11 protein-coding genes are annotated in these 15042 nt (G+C 72.5%); 10 read left to right on the top strand and 1 reads right to left on the bottom strand.

Annotated elements, in window-relative coordinates; all coding sequences use genetic code 11:
* Positions 1-118: 118 nt before the first annotated feature.
* The 5 genes from ACIHCM_RS24015 to nudC all read left to right on the top strand — a co-directional run bounded on the left by ACIHCM_RS24015 (position 119) and on the right by nudC (position 10458).
* Positions 119-526, top strand: a complete 408-nt coding sequence (locus ACIHCM_RS24015) for an MGMT family protein (RefSeq protein WP_399899242.1) — start codon at positions 119-121, stop codon at positions 524-526.
* A 257-nt stretch (positions 527-783) separates the two neighbouring features.
* Positions 784-4269 carry an ATP-dependent helicase gene (locus ACIHCM_RS24010; protein ID WP_399899239.1) on the top strand — a complete coding sequence of 1162 codons (3486 nt, stop codon included), beginning with the start codon at positions 784-786 and terminating at the stop codon, positions 4267-4269.
* A 91-nt stretch (positions 4270-4360) separates the two neighbouring features.
* Positions 4361-7951 (top strand): UvrD-helicase domain-containing protein, encoded by a 3591-nt coding sequence (locus ACIHCM_RS24005; protein ID WP_399899236.1) that lies wholly within the window; start codon positions 4361-4363, stop codon positions 7949-7951.
* A gap of 10 nt (positions 7952-7961) precedes the next feature.
* On the top strand, positions 7962-9365 hold the full coding sequence (locus ACIHCM_RS24000; protein ID WP_399899233.1) for a dipeptidase: 1404 nt from the start codon (positions 7962-7964) through the stop codon (positions 9363-9365).
* Positions 9366-9513: 148 nt separating this feature from the next.
* On the top strand, positions 9514-10458 hold the full coding sequence (nudC, locus tag ACIHCM_RS23995; protein WP_399899230.1) for an NAD(+) diphosphatase: 945 nt from the start codon (positions 9514-9516) through the stop codon (positions 10456-10458).
* Positions 10459-10524: 66 nt separating this feature from the next.
* Here the strand turns inward: nudC and ACIHCM_RS23990 are convergent, their stop codons facing one another.
* The gene (locus ACIHCM_RS23990) at positions 10525-10782 is read right to left on the bottom strand and encodes a mycoredoxin (RefSeq protein ID WP_399899227.1); all 258 of its coding nucleotides are present in this window, start codon (positions 10780-10782) and stop codon (positions 10525-10527) included.
* A gap of 297 nt (positions 10783-11079) precedes the next feature.
* On the opposite strand from ACIHCM_RS23990, the gene ACIHCM_RS23985 reads away from it, so the two are divergent.
* The 5 genes from ACIHCM_RS23985 to ACIHCM_RS23965 all read left to right on the top strand — a co-directional run bounded on the left by ACIHCM_RS23985 (position 11080) and on the right by ACIHCM_RS23965 (position 15028).
* On the top strand, positions 11080-13290 hold the full coding sequence (locus ACIHCM_RS23985; protein WP_399899224.1) for an ATP-dependent DNA helicase UvrD2: 2211 nt from the start codon (positions 11080-11082) through the stop codon (positions 13288-13290).
* Between the two features lie 165 nt (positions 13291-13455).
* The gene (locus tag ACIHCM_RS23980; RefSeq protein ID WP_399899221.1) at positions 13456-13779 is read left to right on the top strand and encodes a hypothetical protein; all 324 of its coding nucleotides are present in this window, start codon (positions 13456-13458) and stop codon (positions 13777-13779) included.
* 176 nt (positions 13780-13955) lie between these two features.
* Positions 13956-14324 carry a WhiB family transcriptional regulator gene (locus tag ACIHCM_RS23975; protein ID WP_019072119.1) on the top strand — a complete coding sequence of 123 codons (369 nt, stop codon included), beginning with the start codon at positions 13956-13958 and terminating at the stop codon, positions 14322-14324.
* On the top strand, positions 14321-14644 hold the full coding sequence (locus tag ACIHCM_RS23970) for a hypothetical protein (RefSeq protein ID WP_399899218.1): 324 nt from the start codon (positions 14321-14323) through the stop codon (positions 14642-14644). The genes ACIHCM_RS23975 and ACIHCM_RS23970 overlap by 4 nt, the downstream gene beginning before the upstream one ends.
* Positions 14645-14818: 174 nt before the next feature.
* Positions 14819-15028 carry a hypothetical protein gene (locus tag ACIHCM_RS23965; protein WP_399899216.1) on the top strand — a complete coding sequence of 70 codons (210 nt, stop codon included), beginning with the start codon at positions 14819-14821 and terminating at the stop codon, positions 15026-15028.
* Positions 15029-15042: the final 14 nt, after the last annotated feature.

Genomic DNA, 15042 nt, shown 5'->3' with positions numbered 1-15042 from the left:
GGGCATCAGGGTGCAAACGCGGGGGCGCACAGTCTGCCCGAAGCTCTGCCCCAGGGCGAGGGTCACGCACAGTGGCGAGCGCGTCGCGTTGTCGGAGGTGTGCGGCAGGATGGGGCGAATGAGCGAGGACAGCCTTCCCGAGGACGCCCGCCCGGAGTACGCGCAGGACCTGCCGGAGTACGCGCAGGACCTGCCGGAGTACGCCGAGCGGGTCCTGGAGGTCGCCGAACTGATTCCGGAGGGGAGGGTCATGACGTACGGGGACGTCGCCGAGTGGCTGGAGGAGGGGGGCCCCCGGCAGGTCGGCCGGGTGATGGCGCTCTACGGGGGTGCCGTTCCGTGGTGGCGCGTCGTCCGCGCGGACGGGGTCCTGCTCCCCGGGCACGAACTCGACGCGCTCGGCCACTACCGCGCCGAGGGCACGCCCCTGAAGGAGGCGGCCCGGGCGGCCGAGGGCCACCTGCCGCGCCTCGACATGAGACGCGCGCGGTGGGACGGCGGCGAACGCGCGGAGGCTCACACCTGACAGCTTCCGCCATCGGACGCCTCCGCGGGAGGCCTCTGATCCGTACGGGGGAAACAGGGCACATCCGTGGCATGACGTACGTTCGTGGTGCAAGGGACGCGCGGGTCGCGTGAGCCGTGTGGGAAGAAGCGGAAGCCATCCTTCCGACCGGCCCGTCGGCGTAGCGTCGGCTGCACGTGTCCCCCTCATCCCGCGGCCACCGCCCGCCACGCACGGCGGTCGGCCCACCAGCACAAACACCAGGACTGGCGAACCACGTGAGCTCCTCTTCCTCCACCAGGCGCCTGCCGCACCACCCGGTGCGGCAGGTGGACCGTGGCGCTTACCGGTTGGTACGTACCCCGCCGGCTCGTTCGGGTCCCCCTCGTCTGGACGCGGCACAGCGCGCCGTGGTTGACCACGGGACCGGTCCGCTGCTCGTTCTCGCCGGCCCGGGAACCGGCAAGACCACCACCCTTGTGGAGGCCGTCGCGGCCCGCATCGCGCGCGGCGTCGACCCCGAGCGGATTCTGGTGCTGACGTTCAGCCGCAAGGCGGCCGTCGAGCTGCGCGACCGTATGGCGCTGCGCATAGGTGCGGCGCGCGCACCCCAGGCCACCACCTTCCACTCGTACTGCTACGCCTTGGTCCGCGCCCGCCAGGACAGCGACCTGTTCGCCGAACCGCTGCGGCTGCTGTCCGGCCCCGAGCAGGACGTCGCCGTCCGCGAGCTGCTCGCGGGCCAGCCCGACCTGGAGAGGCTCGGCCTCGCGCACGTGCGCTGGCCGGACGAACTGCGCGCCTGCCTCACCACCCGGGGCTTCGCCGACGAGGTCCGCGCGGTGCTCGCCCGCAGCCGGGAACTCGGCCTCGGCCCGGACGCCCTGGACGCCTTCGCCCGCCGCATCGGCCGCCCGGACTGGGGTGCTGCGGCCGCGTTCCTCGCCGAGTACCTCGATGTCCTCGACCTGCAGGGCGTCCTGGACTACGCCGAACTGGTCCACCGCGCGGTCCTCCTCGCCCGACGTCCCGAGGTCGCGAAGCAGCTCGCCGCGCGCTACGACGCCGTGTTCGTGGACGAGTACCAGGACACCGACCCCGCCCAGGTGCGGCTGCTGCACACCCTGGCCGGCGAGGGCCGCACGCTCTTCGCCTTCGGCGACCCCGATCAGTCGATCTACGCCTTCCGGGGCGCGGACGTGAACGGCATCCTCGACTTCCCAGGCGCCTTCCCGCGCGCGGACGGCCGCCCCGCCCCCGTCGAAGTGCTACGGACCTCCCGCCGCTCCGCCGCCGCCCTGCTGGCCGCGACCCGGCTGCTGACCCAGCGCATGCCGCTCACCCGGCTCCCGGCGGAGAAGGTACGCGCCCATCGCGAGCTGACCCCCGTCAGGGACGGTGGCCGCGTGGAGGTCTACACGTACCCGACGGCCGGCATCGAACTGGACAACATCGCCGACATCCTGCGCCGCGCTCATCTGGAGGACGGTGTCCCGTGGGGCGAGATGGCGGTCCTGGTGCGCGCGGGATCCCGCACGATCCCGACGGTCCGTCGTGCCCTCACGGCCGCCGGTGTCCCGCTCGACATCGACGGCGACGACGTGCCGTTGCGGCACGAGCCGGCGGTGGCACCGCTGCTGACGGCACTGCGGGCGGTGGCCGCGGCTGAGGCGGGCATCACTCTCGGGGCGGGGTCGGCTTCCGAGCCGGAGCCTGTGCTTGATCAGGAGCCTGTGCTCGAGTGGGAGCAGAGTTCCCTGCCGGGGCCGGTACCCGAGTCGGGGCAGAGTTCCGAGCCGGAGCCGGAGCCGGAGCCCGAGCCCGAGCCGGAGCCCGAGCCCGAGTCGGAGCCGGCTGCCGGGCCCGAGCGCGCCCCCGCCCCCGAAGCCTGCTGGCTCGACAACGAGACCGCCCTCACCCTCCTCGCCTCGCCCCTCGCCGCCATGGACGCCGCCGACCTGCGTCGGCTGGGGCGCGCCCTGCGCGACGAGGAGCGTGCCGCGGGCAACCCCGTGCCGCCGCCGTCGGACGACCTGCTCGCGCGGGCGCTTGCCGAACCCGAGCGCCTGGTGGCGCACGATCCGGCGTACGCGCGAGGCGCTCAGCGCCTGGGCGCGTTGTTGCAGAAGGCGCGTGAACGGCTCGCGGGCGGCGGTACGGCGGAGGAGGCGCTGTGGGACCTGTGGGAGGGCACGCCGTGGCCGGCGCGCCTGGAGCGGGCAACGCGCCGCGGCGGCGCGGCCGGACGCAACGCGGACCGTGATTTGGACGCCGTGTGCGCGCTGTTCGCCACCGCGGCCCGCGCGGAGGAGCGCACCGGCGGCCGCGGCGCGCTGAACTTCCTGGAGGAGCTTCAGTCCGAGGACATCGCCGCCGACACCCTCGCGGGACGCGCCGTGCGGCCCGACGCGGTGCGCCTGATGACCGCGCACCGGGCGAAGGGGCTCCAATGGCGCCTCGTCGTGGTGGCGGGCGTCCAGGAAGGGCTGTGGCCGGACCTGCGCCGCCGCGGCTCCCTGCTGGAGGCCGACCGCATCGGCCGGGACGGGCTCGCCGAGCCGCTCACCCCGGGCGCGCTGCTCGCCGAGGAGCGCCGCCTGTTCTACGTCGCCGCCACGCGCGCGCGTGAACGCCTCGTCGTCACCGCGGTGAAGGCTCCCGCGGACGACGGTGACCAGCCTTCCCGTTTCCTGACCGAGCTCGGCGTCGAGCCCAGGGACGTCACCGGCCGCCCGCGCCGCCCGTTGTCCGTCGCCGCGCTCGTCGCCGAGTTGCGTGCCACGACCGTAGACCCGCGCGCGTCCGGGGCCCTCAGGGAGGCGGCTGCCCGTCGGCTGGCCCGCCTAGCCGCCCTGGCCGACGAGGACGGCCGGCCACTGGTCCCCGCCGCGCATCCGTACCGCTGGTGGGGCATGTTCGAGCCGACCGAGTCCAAGGTGCCGCTGCGCGACCGCGACCAGCCCGTCGTGCTGTCGGGCAGCGCCCTGGACCAGCTCGCCAACACCTGTGCCCTGCAATGGTTCCTGGGGCGTGAGGTGAAGGCCGAGGCCCCCGCGACCGCCGCACAGGGCTTCGGCAACGTGGTGCACGTCCTCGCCGACGAGGTCGCCTCCGGCCGTACCCCGGCCGATCTCGACGTCCTCATGGAACGCCTCGACTCCGTGTGGAACGCCCTCGCCTTCGATGCCCCGTGGAAGTCCGTACAGGAGAAGCAGCACGCGCGTGTGGCGCTGGAACGCTTCCTTCAATGGCATGTGATGGACCGCACCGGCCGTACGCCCGTGGCGAGCGAGCACGACTTCGACGTCACTCTCGAAGCGGGCGACTACCAGGTGCGCATCCGCGGCTCCATGGACCGGGTCGAGGCGGACGGCGAAGGACGCGCCTATGTCGTCGACTTCAAGACCGGAAAGCAGGCGCCCACATCCAAGGAGGTGGCGCGTCACCCCCAGCTGGCCGTCTATCAGCTGGCGGTGCGCGAGGGCGCCGTGGACGAGGCGTTCGACGGCGTGCGCCCCGAGCCGGGCGGCGCCGAACTGGTCCAGTTGCGTCAGGGCGCCGCCCGGCGGGACGGCGGTGAGACGCTGCCCAAGGTGCAGGCCCAGGAGCCGCTGAAGGGGGAGTGGGTCGGTGAACTGCTGGCGACGGCGGCCGGCAAGGTGCTTGACGAGCGGTTCCGGCCGACGACCGGTCAGCACTGCGCGCACTGCGCGTTCCGGGCGTCGTGCAGCGCCCGCCCCGAGGGACGCCATGTGATCGAGTGATGTAAGGCACCACATGGGCTGACCTGTGCTTCTCCTGTCCCGGCGATCGATACGGCAAGCGTTGTCAGTGCCCGCCGCTAGCCTCTTTGGGATGTCCGCACCTCTCACCGAACCCGAGCAGCTCAAGGAGCTCCTCGGGATCCCGTTCACCCCGGAGCAGACGGCCTGCATCATCGCGCCGCCCGCCCCGCAGGTGATCGTTGCCGGAGCAGGCTCCGGCAAGACGACGGTGATGGCGGCACGCGTGGTGTGGCTGGTCGGCACCGGACAGGTCGCGCCCGAACAGGTGCTCGGCCTCACCTTCACCAACAAGGCCGCCGGTGAACTCGCCGAACGGGTCCGCAAGGCGCTCGTCAAGGCCGGCGTCACCGACCCCGACGTCATCGACCCGGACAATCCGCCCGGCGAGCCGGTGATCTCCACGTACCACGCCTTCGCCGGACGTCTGCTGACCGACCACGGTCTGCGCATCGGGCTCGAACCGACCTCCCGTCTGCTCGCTGACGCCACCCGCTACCAGCTCGCCGCACGCGTGCTGCGCGAAGCCCCGGGCCCCTACCCGGCGCTGACCCGCTCCTTCCCTGACCTGGTCAGCGACCTGCTCGCCCTCGACTCCGAACTCGCCGAGCACCTCGTACGGCCCGAGAGCCTGCGCGCGTGGGACGCGGAGCTGCTGCGCACGCTGGAGGGCGCCAAGCTCACCAACGCCGATCTGCGCAAGGTTCCCGACACCGCCGCCGCCCGCCGGGAGCTCGCCGAGCTGGTCCTGCGGTACCGGGCCGCCAAGCGCGAGCGGGACCTGCTCGACTTCGGCGACCAGATCGCCCTCGCCGCGCGGCTCGCCCACATCCCGGACGTCGGCCGCGTCCTGCGTGACGAGTTCCGTGTGGTCCTGCTCGACGAGTACCAGGACACGTCCGTCGCCCAACGCGTCCTCCTGGCAGGCCTGTTCGGGGGCGGCACCGGCCACCCGGTGACCGCCGTCGGCGACCCCTGCCAGGCCATCTACGGCTGGCGTGGCGCCTCCGTCGCCAACCTCGACGACTTCCCCGAGCACTTCGCCCACCCCGACGGCACGACGGCCGAGCGCCAGGCGCTGAGCCAGAACCGCCGCAGCGGTGGCCGCCTCCTGGACCTCGCCAACGGCCTGGCCGAACCGCTGCGCGCCATGCACGCGGGCGTGGAGGCCCTCCGCCCGGCTCCCGGCGCCGAACGCGACGGCATCGTCCGCTGCGCCCTGCTGACCACCCACGCCGAGGAGACCGACTGGATCGCCGACTCGATCGCCCACCTCGTGCGCACCGGCAAGGAGCCCGGCGAGATCGCGGTGCTGTGCCGCGCGGCGACCGACTTCGCCGAGATCCAGGGCGCGCTCGTCGCCCGCGACATCCCGGTGGAGGTCGTCGGCCTCTCCGGGCTGCTGCATCTGCCCGAGGTGGCCGACCTGGTCGCCGTCTGCGAGGTCCTCCAGGACCCGGGCGCCAACGCCTCCCTGGTCCGTCTGCTGACCGGCCCGCGCTGGCGTATCGGCCCGCGCGACCTCGCCCTGCTCGGACGTCGCGCCCGGGCGCTGGTGGCGCACGCGCGCGTGGAGGGGGACGACGACCCCGAGCGCAGGCTCGCCGAGGCGGTCGAGGGCGTCGACCCGTCCGAGGTGATCTCGCTCGCCGACGCCTTGGACACCTTCCTGGAATCACCCGTGGAGGGCGGCGGGGACGACGACGGGCTGCCGTTCTCGCCGGACGCGCGCGTGCGGTTCGCCCGCCTCGCCGCCGAACTGCGCGACCTGCGCCGCTCCCTCGCCGACCCGCTCATGGACGTCCTGCACCGTGTCCTCGCCGTCACCGGCCTGGAGGTCGAACTGTCGGCGTCCCCGCACGCCCTCGCCGCCCGCCGCCGCGAGACCCTGTCCAACTTCCTGGACGTCGCCGCCTCCTTCGCGGCCAACGAGTCCGAGGCCAGTCTGCTCGCCTTCCTGGGCTTCCTGCGCACCGCCGCCCAGTACGAGAAGGGCCTCGACAACGCGCTGCCGGGCGGCGAGAACACCGTCAAGGTGCTCACCGCGCACAAGTCCAAGGGCCTGGAGTGGGACGTCGTCGCCGTACCCGGGCTCGTCACCGGGACGTTCCCCAGTGGCCAGGGCCGCGAGAAGTGGACCGCCCAGGCCAAGGTGCTCCCGCACGAACTGCGCGGCGATGCCGACACCCTGCCCGACATCGCGTCGTGGGACGCGCGCGGCATGAAGGCCTTCCATGAAGCCATGAAGGACCACCAGCGCACCGAGGAACTCCGCCTCGGCTACGTCACCTTCACCCGCCCCCGCTCCCTCCTCCTCGGCTCCGGTCACTGGTGGGGCCCCACCCAGAAGAAGCCCCGCGGTCCCTCCGACTTCCTCCTCGCCCTCTACGAGCACTGCGTCGCCGGTCACGGCGAGATCGAGGCCTGGGCGGAAGAACCCGCCGAGGACGCGGAGAACCCGGCCCTCCACCAGGCGACCGCCGGCCAGCTGTGGCCGCTGCCCCTCGACACCGCCGCCCTGGCCCGGCGCCGTACGGCGGCCGAGACGGTGCTGGCCCACCTCGACGCCCTCACCGCCCACGACGACGCCCACCAGGCCGCCGTACACGACCCCGACGCGTACGACGACCCGGACTGGCCCCCACCGCCCGACGACGAGGTCCCCGACGGACTCCCCTACGAGGACGACGCCCAGGAGGCGGGCCCGGCCGACTGGGACTCATGGGACACGGAGCGGCCCGCGGGCACGGACCTCGACGCGTCCGCGGACGTGGCCCGCCCCGCTCAAGGGCCACACCCCGCCCAGGGCCCTCGCACGACCGTTCCGCACCAGGCGGCGCCGCCGGACGCCGATGCGCCCCTCCGGGGCACGCCGGACACCGCCGCGCCCCGGGGCGCCCGCCCGCACCCCTCCCTGCCCGAGCCGGGCACACTGACCCCCGAGGAGGCCCGCGCCGTCGCTTCCTGGGACCGCGACCTCGACGCCCTCACCGGCGAGCTGCTCCGCGCGCGCGAGTCCGTCACGGAGGTCGTGCTGCCGGCCTCGCTGACCGCGTCCCAGCTGCTGAGGCTTGCCGCCGACCCGGACGGCTTCGCGCAGGAGCTGGCCCGGCCCATGCCGCGCCCGCCGCAGCCCGCCGCGCGCCAGGGCACACGCTTCCACGCCTGGGTGGAGGCCCGCTTCGAAGAGCTGACGCTGCCCATGCTGGAGCCCGAGGAGCTGCCGGGCAGCGATGCCGAGATCGCCGACGAACGCGATCTGGAGGCCCTGAAGGAGGCCTTCGAACGCACCGAGTACGCCCACCGCACCCCCCACCGCGTCGAGGCGCCTTTCCAGCTGGCCATCGCCGGCCGCGTCGTACGGGGCCGCATCGACGCCGTGTACCGGCACGGGCAGGGCAAGCGGACGACGTACGAGATCGTCGACTGGAAGACCGGCCGCGGCCGCACGGCCGACGCGCTCCAGCTCGCCCTGTACCGCCTCGCCTGGGCCGAGCAGCAGGGCGTACCCCTGGAGTCGGTCACCGCGGCGTTCGTGTACGTGCGGACGGGCGAGGTCGTGCGGCCGGAAGGCCTCCCCGGCCGCGCAGCGCTGGAGCGGCTGCTGCTGGACGAGCCGTACGGTGACGAACCGCACGAACAGGGTGTCAGCGCGGGCCGATAGGCTCGTGAGCATGAGCCCGACCCCGGACAGCGCCGTCCGTACGTACATCGACCGGCACCGCGCCGCCTTCCTCGACGATCTCGCCGAGTGGCTGCGCATCCCGTCGGTGTCCGCGCAGCCCCAGCACGCCTCCGACGTGCGGCGCAGCGCCGACTGGCTCGCGAGCACGCTCAAGGAGACCGGTTTCCCCACCGCCGAGGTCTGGCAGACACCGGGCGCCCCCGCGGTCTTCGCCGAATGGCCCTCGGACGACCCGCACGCGCCCACGGTCCTCGTCTACGGCCACCACGACGTGCAGCCCGCCGCACGCGAGGACGGCTGGGACAGCGACCCCTTCGAGCCCGTCGTCCGGGAGAACCGCCTCTACGCGCGCGGCGCGGCCGACGACAAGGGGCAGGTGTTCTTCCACACGCTCGGCGTCCGTGCCCACCTCGCCGCCACCGGCCGCACCACGCCGGCAGTCAACCTGAAGCTCCTGATCGAGGGCGAGGAGGAGTCCGGGTCGCCGTACTTCCGGGCTCTCGTCGAGGAGCACGCGGAGCGGCTCTCCGCCGACGCGGTGATCGTCTCCGATACCGGAATGTGGTCCGAGGACACCCCCACCGTGTGCACTGGCATGCGCGGGCTCGCCGAATGCGAGATCCGGCTGTACGGCCCCGACCAGGACATCCACTCCGGCTCCTTCGGCGGCGCCGTACCCAATCCGGCGACCGCCGTGGCCCGCCTGGTCTCCGCCCTGCACGACGACGACGCCCGCGTGGCGATCCCCGGCTTCTACGACGGCGTCGTCGAGCTCACCGACCGCGAGCGCGCGCTCTTCGCCGAGCTCCCCTTCGACGAGGACCAGTGGCTGCGCACGGCCAAGTCGTACGCCACCCAGGGCGAGGCCGGATACACCACGCTGGAGCGCGTCTGGGCCCGCCCCACCGCCGAGGTCAACGGCATCGGCGGCGGCTACCAGGGTCCGGGCAGCAAGACGGTCGTCCCGTCCTCGGCAATGGTGAAGCTGTCCTTCCGCCTGGTCGCGGGCCAGGAACCCGGCCGCATCGAGCAGGTGGTCCGGGCCTGGGCCGCCGACCGGGTACCCGCCGGGATCCGGCACGAGATCGCCTTCTCCGCGGCCACGCGCCCGTGCCTGACCCCGCTGGACCACCCCGCCCTGCAGTCCGTCGTACGCGCCATGAGCCGCGCCTTCGGACAACCCGTCCGCCACACGCGCGAGGGCGGCTCCGGACCCGCTGCCGACCTGCAGGAAGTCCTCGGCGCGCCCGTCCTCTTCCTGGGCATCTCCGTCCCCTCCGACGGCTGGCACGCCCCGAACGAGAAGGTCGAACTGGACCTGCTCCTGAAGGGCGCCGAAACCGCCGCTCACCTCTGGGGCGACCTCGCCGAGCACTGGCGTCATGCGCCCTGACCGCCCCGGCCGAGAGGGCACTGTGCCGGGGGCACACTGGAAGGGCCGCCCGCACCACGGAGCCCCGCCGGACCCGGTCCCCGCCTGCCGTACGTCCCGCTGAACCGCCGCCGAATCGACCGTTCCACCGGGGGAGTTGGAAGCACCCGTGACCACCTGGACCGACCACACCGCCGACCGCCCCATCTCGCTCACCGCCCCGAGCGGCATCGACCGTGCCGCGCATCACCGGCTCGACGAGGCCTGGCTCGCGGCGGCATGGAGCCACCCCAGGACCCGCTGCTTCGTGGTCTCCGGCGGCCAGGTCCTCATCGACGAGACGCCCGACGGACGGACCGAACTCGTCATGGGCCCGTCCTTCGAAGCCCCGCTCACCGAAGCCCACCGCTACTTCCTGGGCATCGACGAGGACGGCGTCAGCTACTTCGCGCTCCAGAAGGACGCGCTGCCCGGCCGTATGGACCAGTCCGCGCGCCCGGCGGGCCTGCGCGAGGCCGGCCTGCTGCTGTCCCCGCGCGACGCGGGCCTGATGGTGCACGCGGTCGGCCTGGAGAACTGGCAGCGCACCCACCGCTTCTGCTCCCGCTGCGGCGAACGCACGGTCATCGCGGCCGCCGGGCACATCCGCCGCTGCCCCGCCTGCGGCGCCGAGCACTACCCGCGCACCGACCCCGCCGTGATCATGGCCGTCACCGACGAGGAGGACCGCATCCTGCTCGGCCGCCAGGTCCACTGGCCCGAGGGCCGCTTCTCCACGCTGGCCGGCTTCGTCGAGCCCGGCGAGTCCATCGAGCAGTCGGTGCGCCGCGAGGTCCACGAGGAGGCCGGCATCACCGTCGGCCAGGTCGAGTACGTGGCCAGTCAGCCCTGGCCCTTCCCGTCCAGCCTCATGCTCGGCTTCATGGCCCGCGCCACCTCCACCGAGATCAACGTCGACGGGGACGAGATCAGCGAGGCCCGCTGGTTCTCCCGCGACGAACTGCGCGCCGCCTTCGAGTCCGGCGAGGTGATGCCGCCGTACGGCATCTCCATCGCCGCCCGGCTGATCGAGCTCTGGTACGGCAAGCCACTTCCGACGCGCAGCGCGTTCTGACACGGCACGGGACGGGGCATGAAGAGGCCCTCGCCGAACACCGTCCGGCGAGGGCCCTGAAGCAGGTCAGGCGCTGAGCGCCTGCTTCACCTGAGCGAGGCTCGGGTTGGTCATGACGACCTCCGAGCCACCCTCGACGGGCACGATCCGCACGGTCGGCACCGTCTGATTCCCGCCGTTCGCCTTCTCCACGAACGCGGCGGACTCCGGGTCCTGCTCGATGTTGATCTCGTCGTACGCGATGCCCTCGCGGTCCAGCTGGCTCTTCAGCCGGCGGCAGTAGCCACACCACGTGGTGCTGTACATCGTCACAGTGCCCGGCATGTCTCTCGCGCTCCTTCGGCGGGTCGGGGAAGTGGTCGCCAGAGAGGGAACGTACGCGACGTCGGCGCCATTCCCGCCGGGGGTATGCGGGGTACAGCCATGCCGGACGGCCCCCTGACGGCGGCGTCGGGCCGGCAAGGCCCTTGCCGTCCTCTTACGACGGGCTGCGTGCCGCGTCGCGTCGACGGGCCGGCCCCACCCCACGACGACGTGATGCCCGCCGCATTAATACGACCGCGAGACCCCGCCTGTGGATAACCGGCTCACCCGTCTCCCACGACCTGGCAGCATGGCCGTGTGACAGCAGCAACGCACTCCACCCTCTTCCCGCAGGCACCGGACTCGGCCGACGCGGTGCTCGAAGGGCTCGACCCCGAGCAGCGCGAGGTCGCCACCGCGCTGCACGGGCCGGTCTGCGTGCTGGCAGGCGCAGGGACCGGGAAGACCCGGGCGATCACCCACCGGATCGCCTACGGTGTGCGAGCCGGCATCCTCCCTCCCTCCAGCGTGCTCGCCGTCACCTTCACCAACCGGGCCGCCGGCGAGATGCGCGGTCGCCTCCGTCAGCTCGGCGCCGCCGGGGTCCAGGCCCGCACGTTCCACTCGGCGGCCCTGCGCCAGCTCCAGTACTTCTGGCCGAAAGCCGTCGGCGGCTCCATGCCCCGGCTGGTCGACCGCAAGGTCCAGCTCGTCGCCGACGCCGCCGCCGCCTGCCGCATCCGCCTCGACCGGGGCGAGCTGCGCGACGTCACCGGTGAGATCGAGTGGTCGAAGGTCACCCAGACCGTCCCGTCCGACTACGCGCTCGCAGCCGCGAAGGCCGGCCGCGAGACACCTCGCGATCCCGCCGAGGTCGCCCAGATCTACACGGCCTACGAGGACCTCAAGCGGGACCGCGTGGTCATCGACTTCGAGGACGTCCTGCTGCTCACCGTCGCCGTTCTCCAGGACCGGCACGACATCGCCGACCAGGTACGTGCCCAGTACCAGCACTTCGTGGTCGACGAGTACCAGGACGTCAGCCCCCTCCAGCAGCGCCTGCTGGAACTCTGGCTCGGCGACCGGGACAACCTGTGCGTCGTCGGCGACGCCAGCCAGACGATCTATTCGTTCACGGGCGCAACCCCCGACTACCTCCTCGACTTCCGCGCCCGCCACCCCGGCGCCACCGTCGTCAAGCTGGTCCGCGACTACCGCTCCACGCCCCAGGTCGTCCACCTCGCCAACGGGCTGCTCGCCCAGGCCAGCGGCCGTGCCGCCGACCACCGGCTGGAACTGGTCTCCCAGCGCCCCGCCGGCCCCGAGCCCGTCTACACCGAGTACACCGACGAGCCGGACGAGGCCGAGGGCGCCGCGCGCCGCATCCGTGAACTCCTCGACTCCGGCGTGGCGGCCGCCGAGATCGCCGTCCTGTTCCGCACGAACGCCCAGTCCGAGACCTACGAGCAGGCACTCGCCGACGCCGGGATCCCCTACCAGCTGCGTGGCGCCGAGCGGTTCTTCGACCGGCCCGAGGTGCGCAAGGCCGGCGTCGCCCTCCGCGGCGCCGCCCGTTTCGGGGGCAACGACTCCCTTCTCGACGAGGCCGTCGACCTGCCCTCCCAGGTGCGAGCCGTGCTCTCCGGAGAAGGCTGGACGACCACGCCCCCGGCCGGCTCCGGCGTGGTCAGGGAGCGCTGGGAGTCGCTGGCCGCGCTGGTCAGCCTCGCCCAGGACTACGCCGCGGCGCGCCCCCGAGCCACCCTCGCCGACCTCGTCGCGGAACTCGACGAGCGCGCGAACGCCCAGCACGCCCCGACCGTGCAGGGCGTCACCCTCGCCTCCCTGCACTCGGCCAAGGGCCTGGAGTGGGACGTCGTCTTCCTGGTCGGTGTAGCCGAGGGCATGATGCCGATCACCTACGCCAAGACCGACGAACAGATCGAGGAGGAACGCCGCCTCCTCTATGTCGGCGTCACCCGCGCACGCTCGCACCTTCATGTCTCCTGGGCGCTCGCCCGCTCACCCGGCGGTCGCCCCAGCCGCCGCCCCAGCCGCTTCCTCGACGGTCTGCGTCCCGGCTCCGCCGCAGCCGGCGGCCGCGCAGCCGCGGGCGGCGCCGGTGGCATCGAGCGCGGCTACCCCGGTGGAGGGAACCGCACCGGTGCGCTTGCCGCGCCCAGACGGACACAGCGCGCCCCCGCCCGCTGCCGTGTCTGCGGACGGACACTCACCGATGCCGGTGAGATGAAACTGATGCGCTGTGAGGACTGCCCTTCCGACATGGACGAGGGGCTGTACGAACGGTTGCGGGACTGGCGTGCGGTCCAGGCCCGGCGCAGCGGTCAGCCCGCCTTCTGCGTCTTCACCGACAAGACCCTCATCGCGATCGCCGAGACCGCCCCGGACGACGAGGGCGAACTGGCACGGATCCCGGGGGTCGGGATGCGCAAGCTCAACCGCTACGGAGCCGACGTTCTGGCCATCTGCGCAGGCCAAGAGCCCGAGGCAGGGAAGGAAGCGGACTGATACGAACTCGTCGAAAAAATAGTTTGCGCATGCCCCAGCAATCCCCATAGGTTCTTAGGCACGGGGACAGCGGCCTTCTCGAAGGCCCTGATTCCGTGTTCTACTTGCATACCCGCCGGACTGGTTGACCCCAGTCCCCCGAGACGCCGAGAGGAGGCGAGTCCAGTGATCAGCATCAAGAAGAGCTCCATCAGCATCGTCAAAACGACCGATCGCTCGGTCGCTTCCCTGTGCATGCTCGGCATCTCCAACCCGGGCACCGGTCTGTCCGGCATTCGTGCCGACCGTCCGGCGTCCTCCCTGTCTCTTGCGGGCCTTCCCGTCCGTGAGCGCGATGAGCGACCGACCAAGGCACTGGAAGCAGCAGTAGTGGCACAGGCCCAGGCCTATGCCTTTACGGCGACCGGTGCCGGATTCCGGAAGCAGACGACGCAGCACCACCAGATGTGGGCCTTCCGTGGGCCAGAACCCTGGAGTGATCCAGCCTGATCGGCAATCAGGCCGGCGCCTTCAGGGCCGCGGAACCCCATCCGGGATCCGCGGCCCTTCTGTTTGTCCCGAACGGGACGACGGAGCGAAGGGGCCTCGGGACAAGAAAAGAACCCGGTACCAGCCGCCACCCGGTCCAACCCGACCGGAACGACCAAGACGAGGAAGTCGACACCGTGCAACTCGAAGCGCACGCCCCGTCCGTACCGCCTTCCGAAACGATCCCCCCGCCCGGCCTCACGGAGGACTCCACCTTGACCCCCCTCACGGCGCTCACCGCGCTCGACGACGCCATCGAGAACCTCGGCGTACCCGTCCCCTGCCGTTCCTACGACCCGGAGGTCTTCTTCGCGGAGTCCCCGGCGGACGTCGAGTACGCCAAGTCCCTCTGCCGCACCTGCCCGCTGATCGAGGCCTGCCTCGCCGGCGCCAAGGAGCGGCGTGAGCCTTGGGGTGTCTGGGGTGGCGAGCTGTTCGTCCAGGGTGTCGTCGTCGCCCGGAAGCGGCCGCGTGGCCGCCCGCGCAAGAACCCGGTCACGGCATGAACACCGCAGGAACGATCGACCGCCCCCTCACGCACGACCCCCAGAAGCAGGCCCCGATGAAGCCGTCCACCAACGAGCCCACCGGCTCAGCGACTCCAGACGTCACCACCACCGGCGCGAACGACTCGCGTCAGAACAGGACCCGAGAGATGCAACTCATCCCAGAAGCCCTGGCTCGTGCGCATATGCACGACCGGCTGCATGAGGCGCGGGAGCAGCGCCGTGCCATGAGCCTGGTGGCCGCCCGCCGGATGCAGCGCCGGGCCGAGCGCGCCTCGCGGCGCGCCCGGAGGGCGCTGGCCATGGCCGTCATGCAGTAACCGACACACCTGAAGCGGTGGCTTCCCGGCCCGAGCGGACACGCGTGAACCGCGTACACCCGAAAGGACCCGAGGGGCAGAGACTTCGCCGCGGGGGCCGGTCCGACCGAACGGACCGGCCCCCGCCGTGCGTTGTGCCCGACGATCCGCCGGTCACGGGGATATTGTCGGCGGGTGACGAGTCTTCCCGGACGCAGCGACAAGGGCGGCTCCGCCCCGGAACCCCGCCCCATCGTCTGCACTCGCTGCGGCACCCAGGCCCGCACCCCCGAGCCGACCTGGACCTGCTCGGTGGAGAACGGAACGCGCCGCTACTTCTGTGAAGCCTGTTCCCGGGAGAACTTGCGGGCCATCGAGGGGCGGCTGGACTCGGCGTGGTGGTGAGAACCGGCCCTCCG

Source organism: Streptomyces sp. NPDC052023 (assembly GCF_044548465.1).
Classification (GTDB): domain Bacteria; phylum Actinomycetota; class Actinomycetes; order Streptomycetales; family Streptomycetaceae; genus Streptomyces.
The sequence above is the reverse complement of the archived record's forward strand: the minus strand, read 5'-3'. Positions and strand labels throughout refer to the sequence as shown.

Bases quoted from the DNA above. Each gene is read 5' to 3' on its own strand.
- ACIHCM_RS24015 (WP_399899242.1), top strand. From the start codon at position 119: ATGAGCGAGGACAGCCTTCCCGAGGACGCCCGCCCGGAGTACGCGCAG.
- ACIHCM_RS24005 (WP_399899236.1), top strand. From the start codon at position 4,361: ATGTCCGCACCTCTCACCGAACCCGAGCAGCTCAAGGAGCTCCTCGGG.
- ACIHCM_RS24000 (WP_399899233.1), top strand. From the start codon at position 7,962: ATGAGCCCGACCCCGGACAGCGCCGTCCGTACGTACATCGACCGGCAC.
- ACIHCM_RS23990 (WP_399899227.1), bottom strand. From the start codon at position 10,782: ATGCCGGGCACTGTGACGATGTACAGCACCACGTGGTGTGGCTACTGC.
- ACIHCM_RS23970 (WP_399899218.1), top strand. From the start codon at position 14,321: ATGAACACCGCAGGAACGATCGACCGCCCCCTCACGCACGACCCCCAG.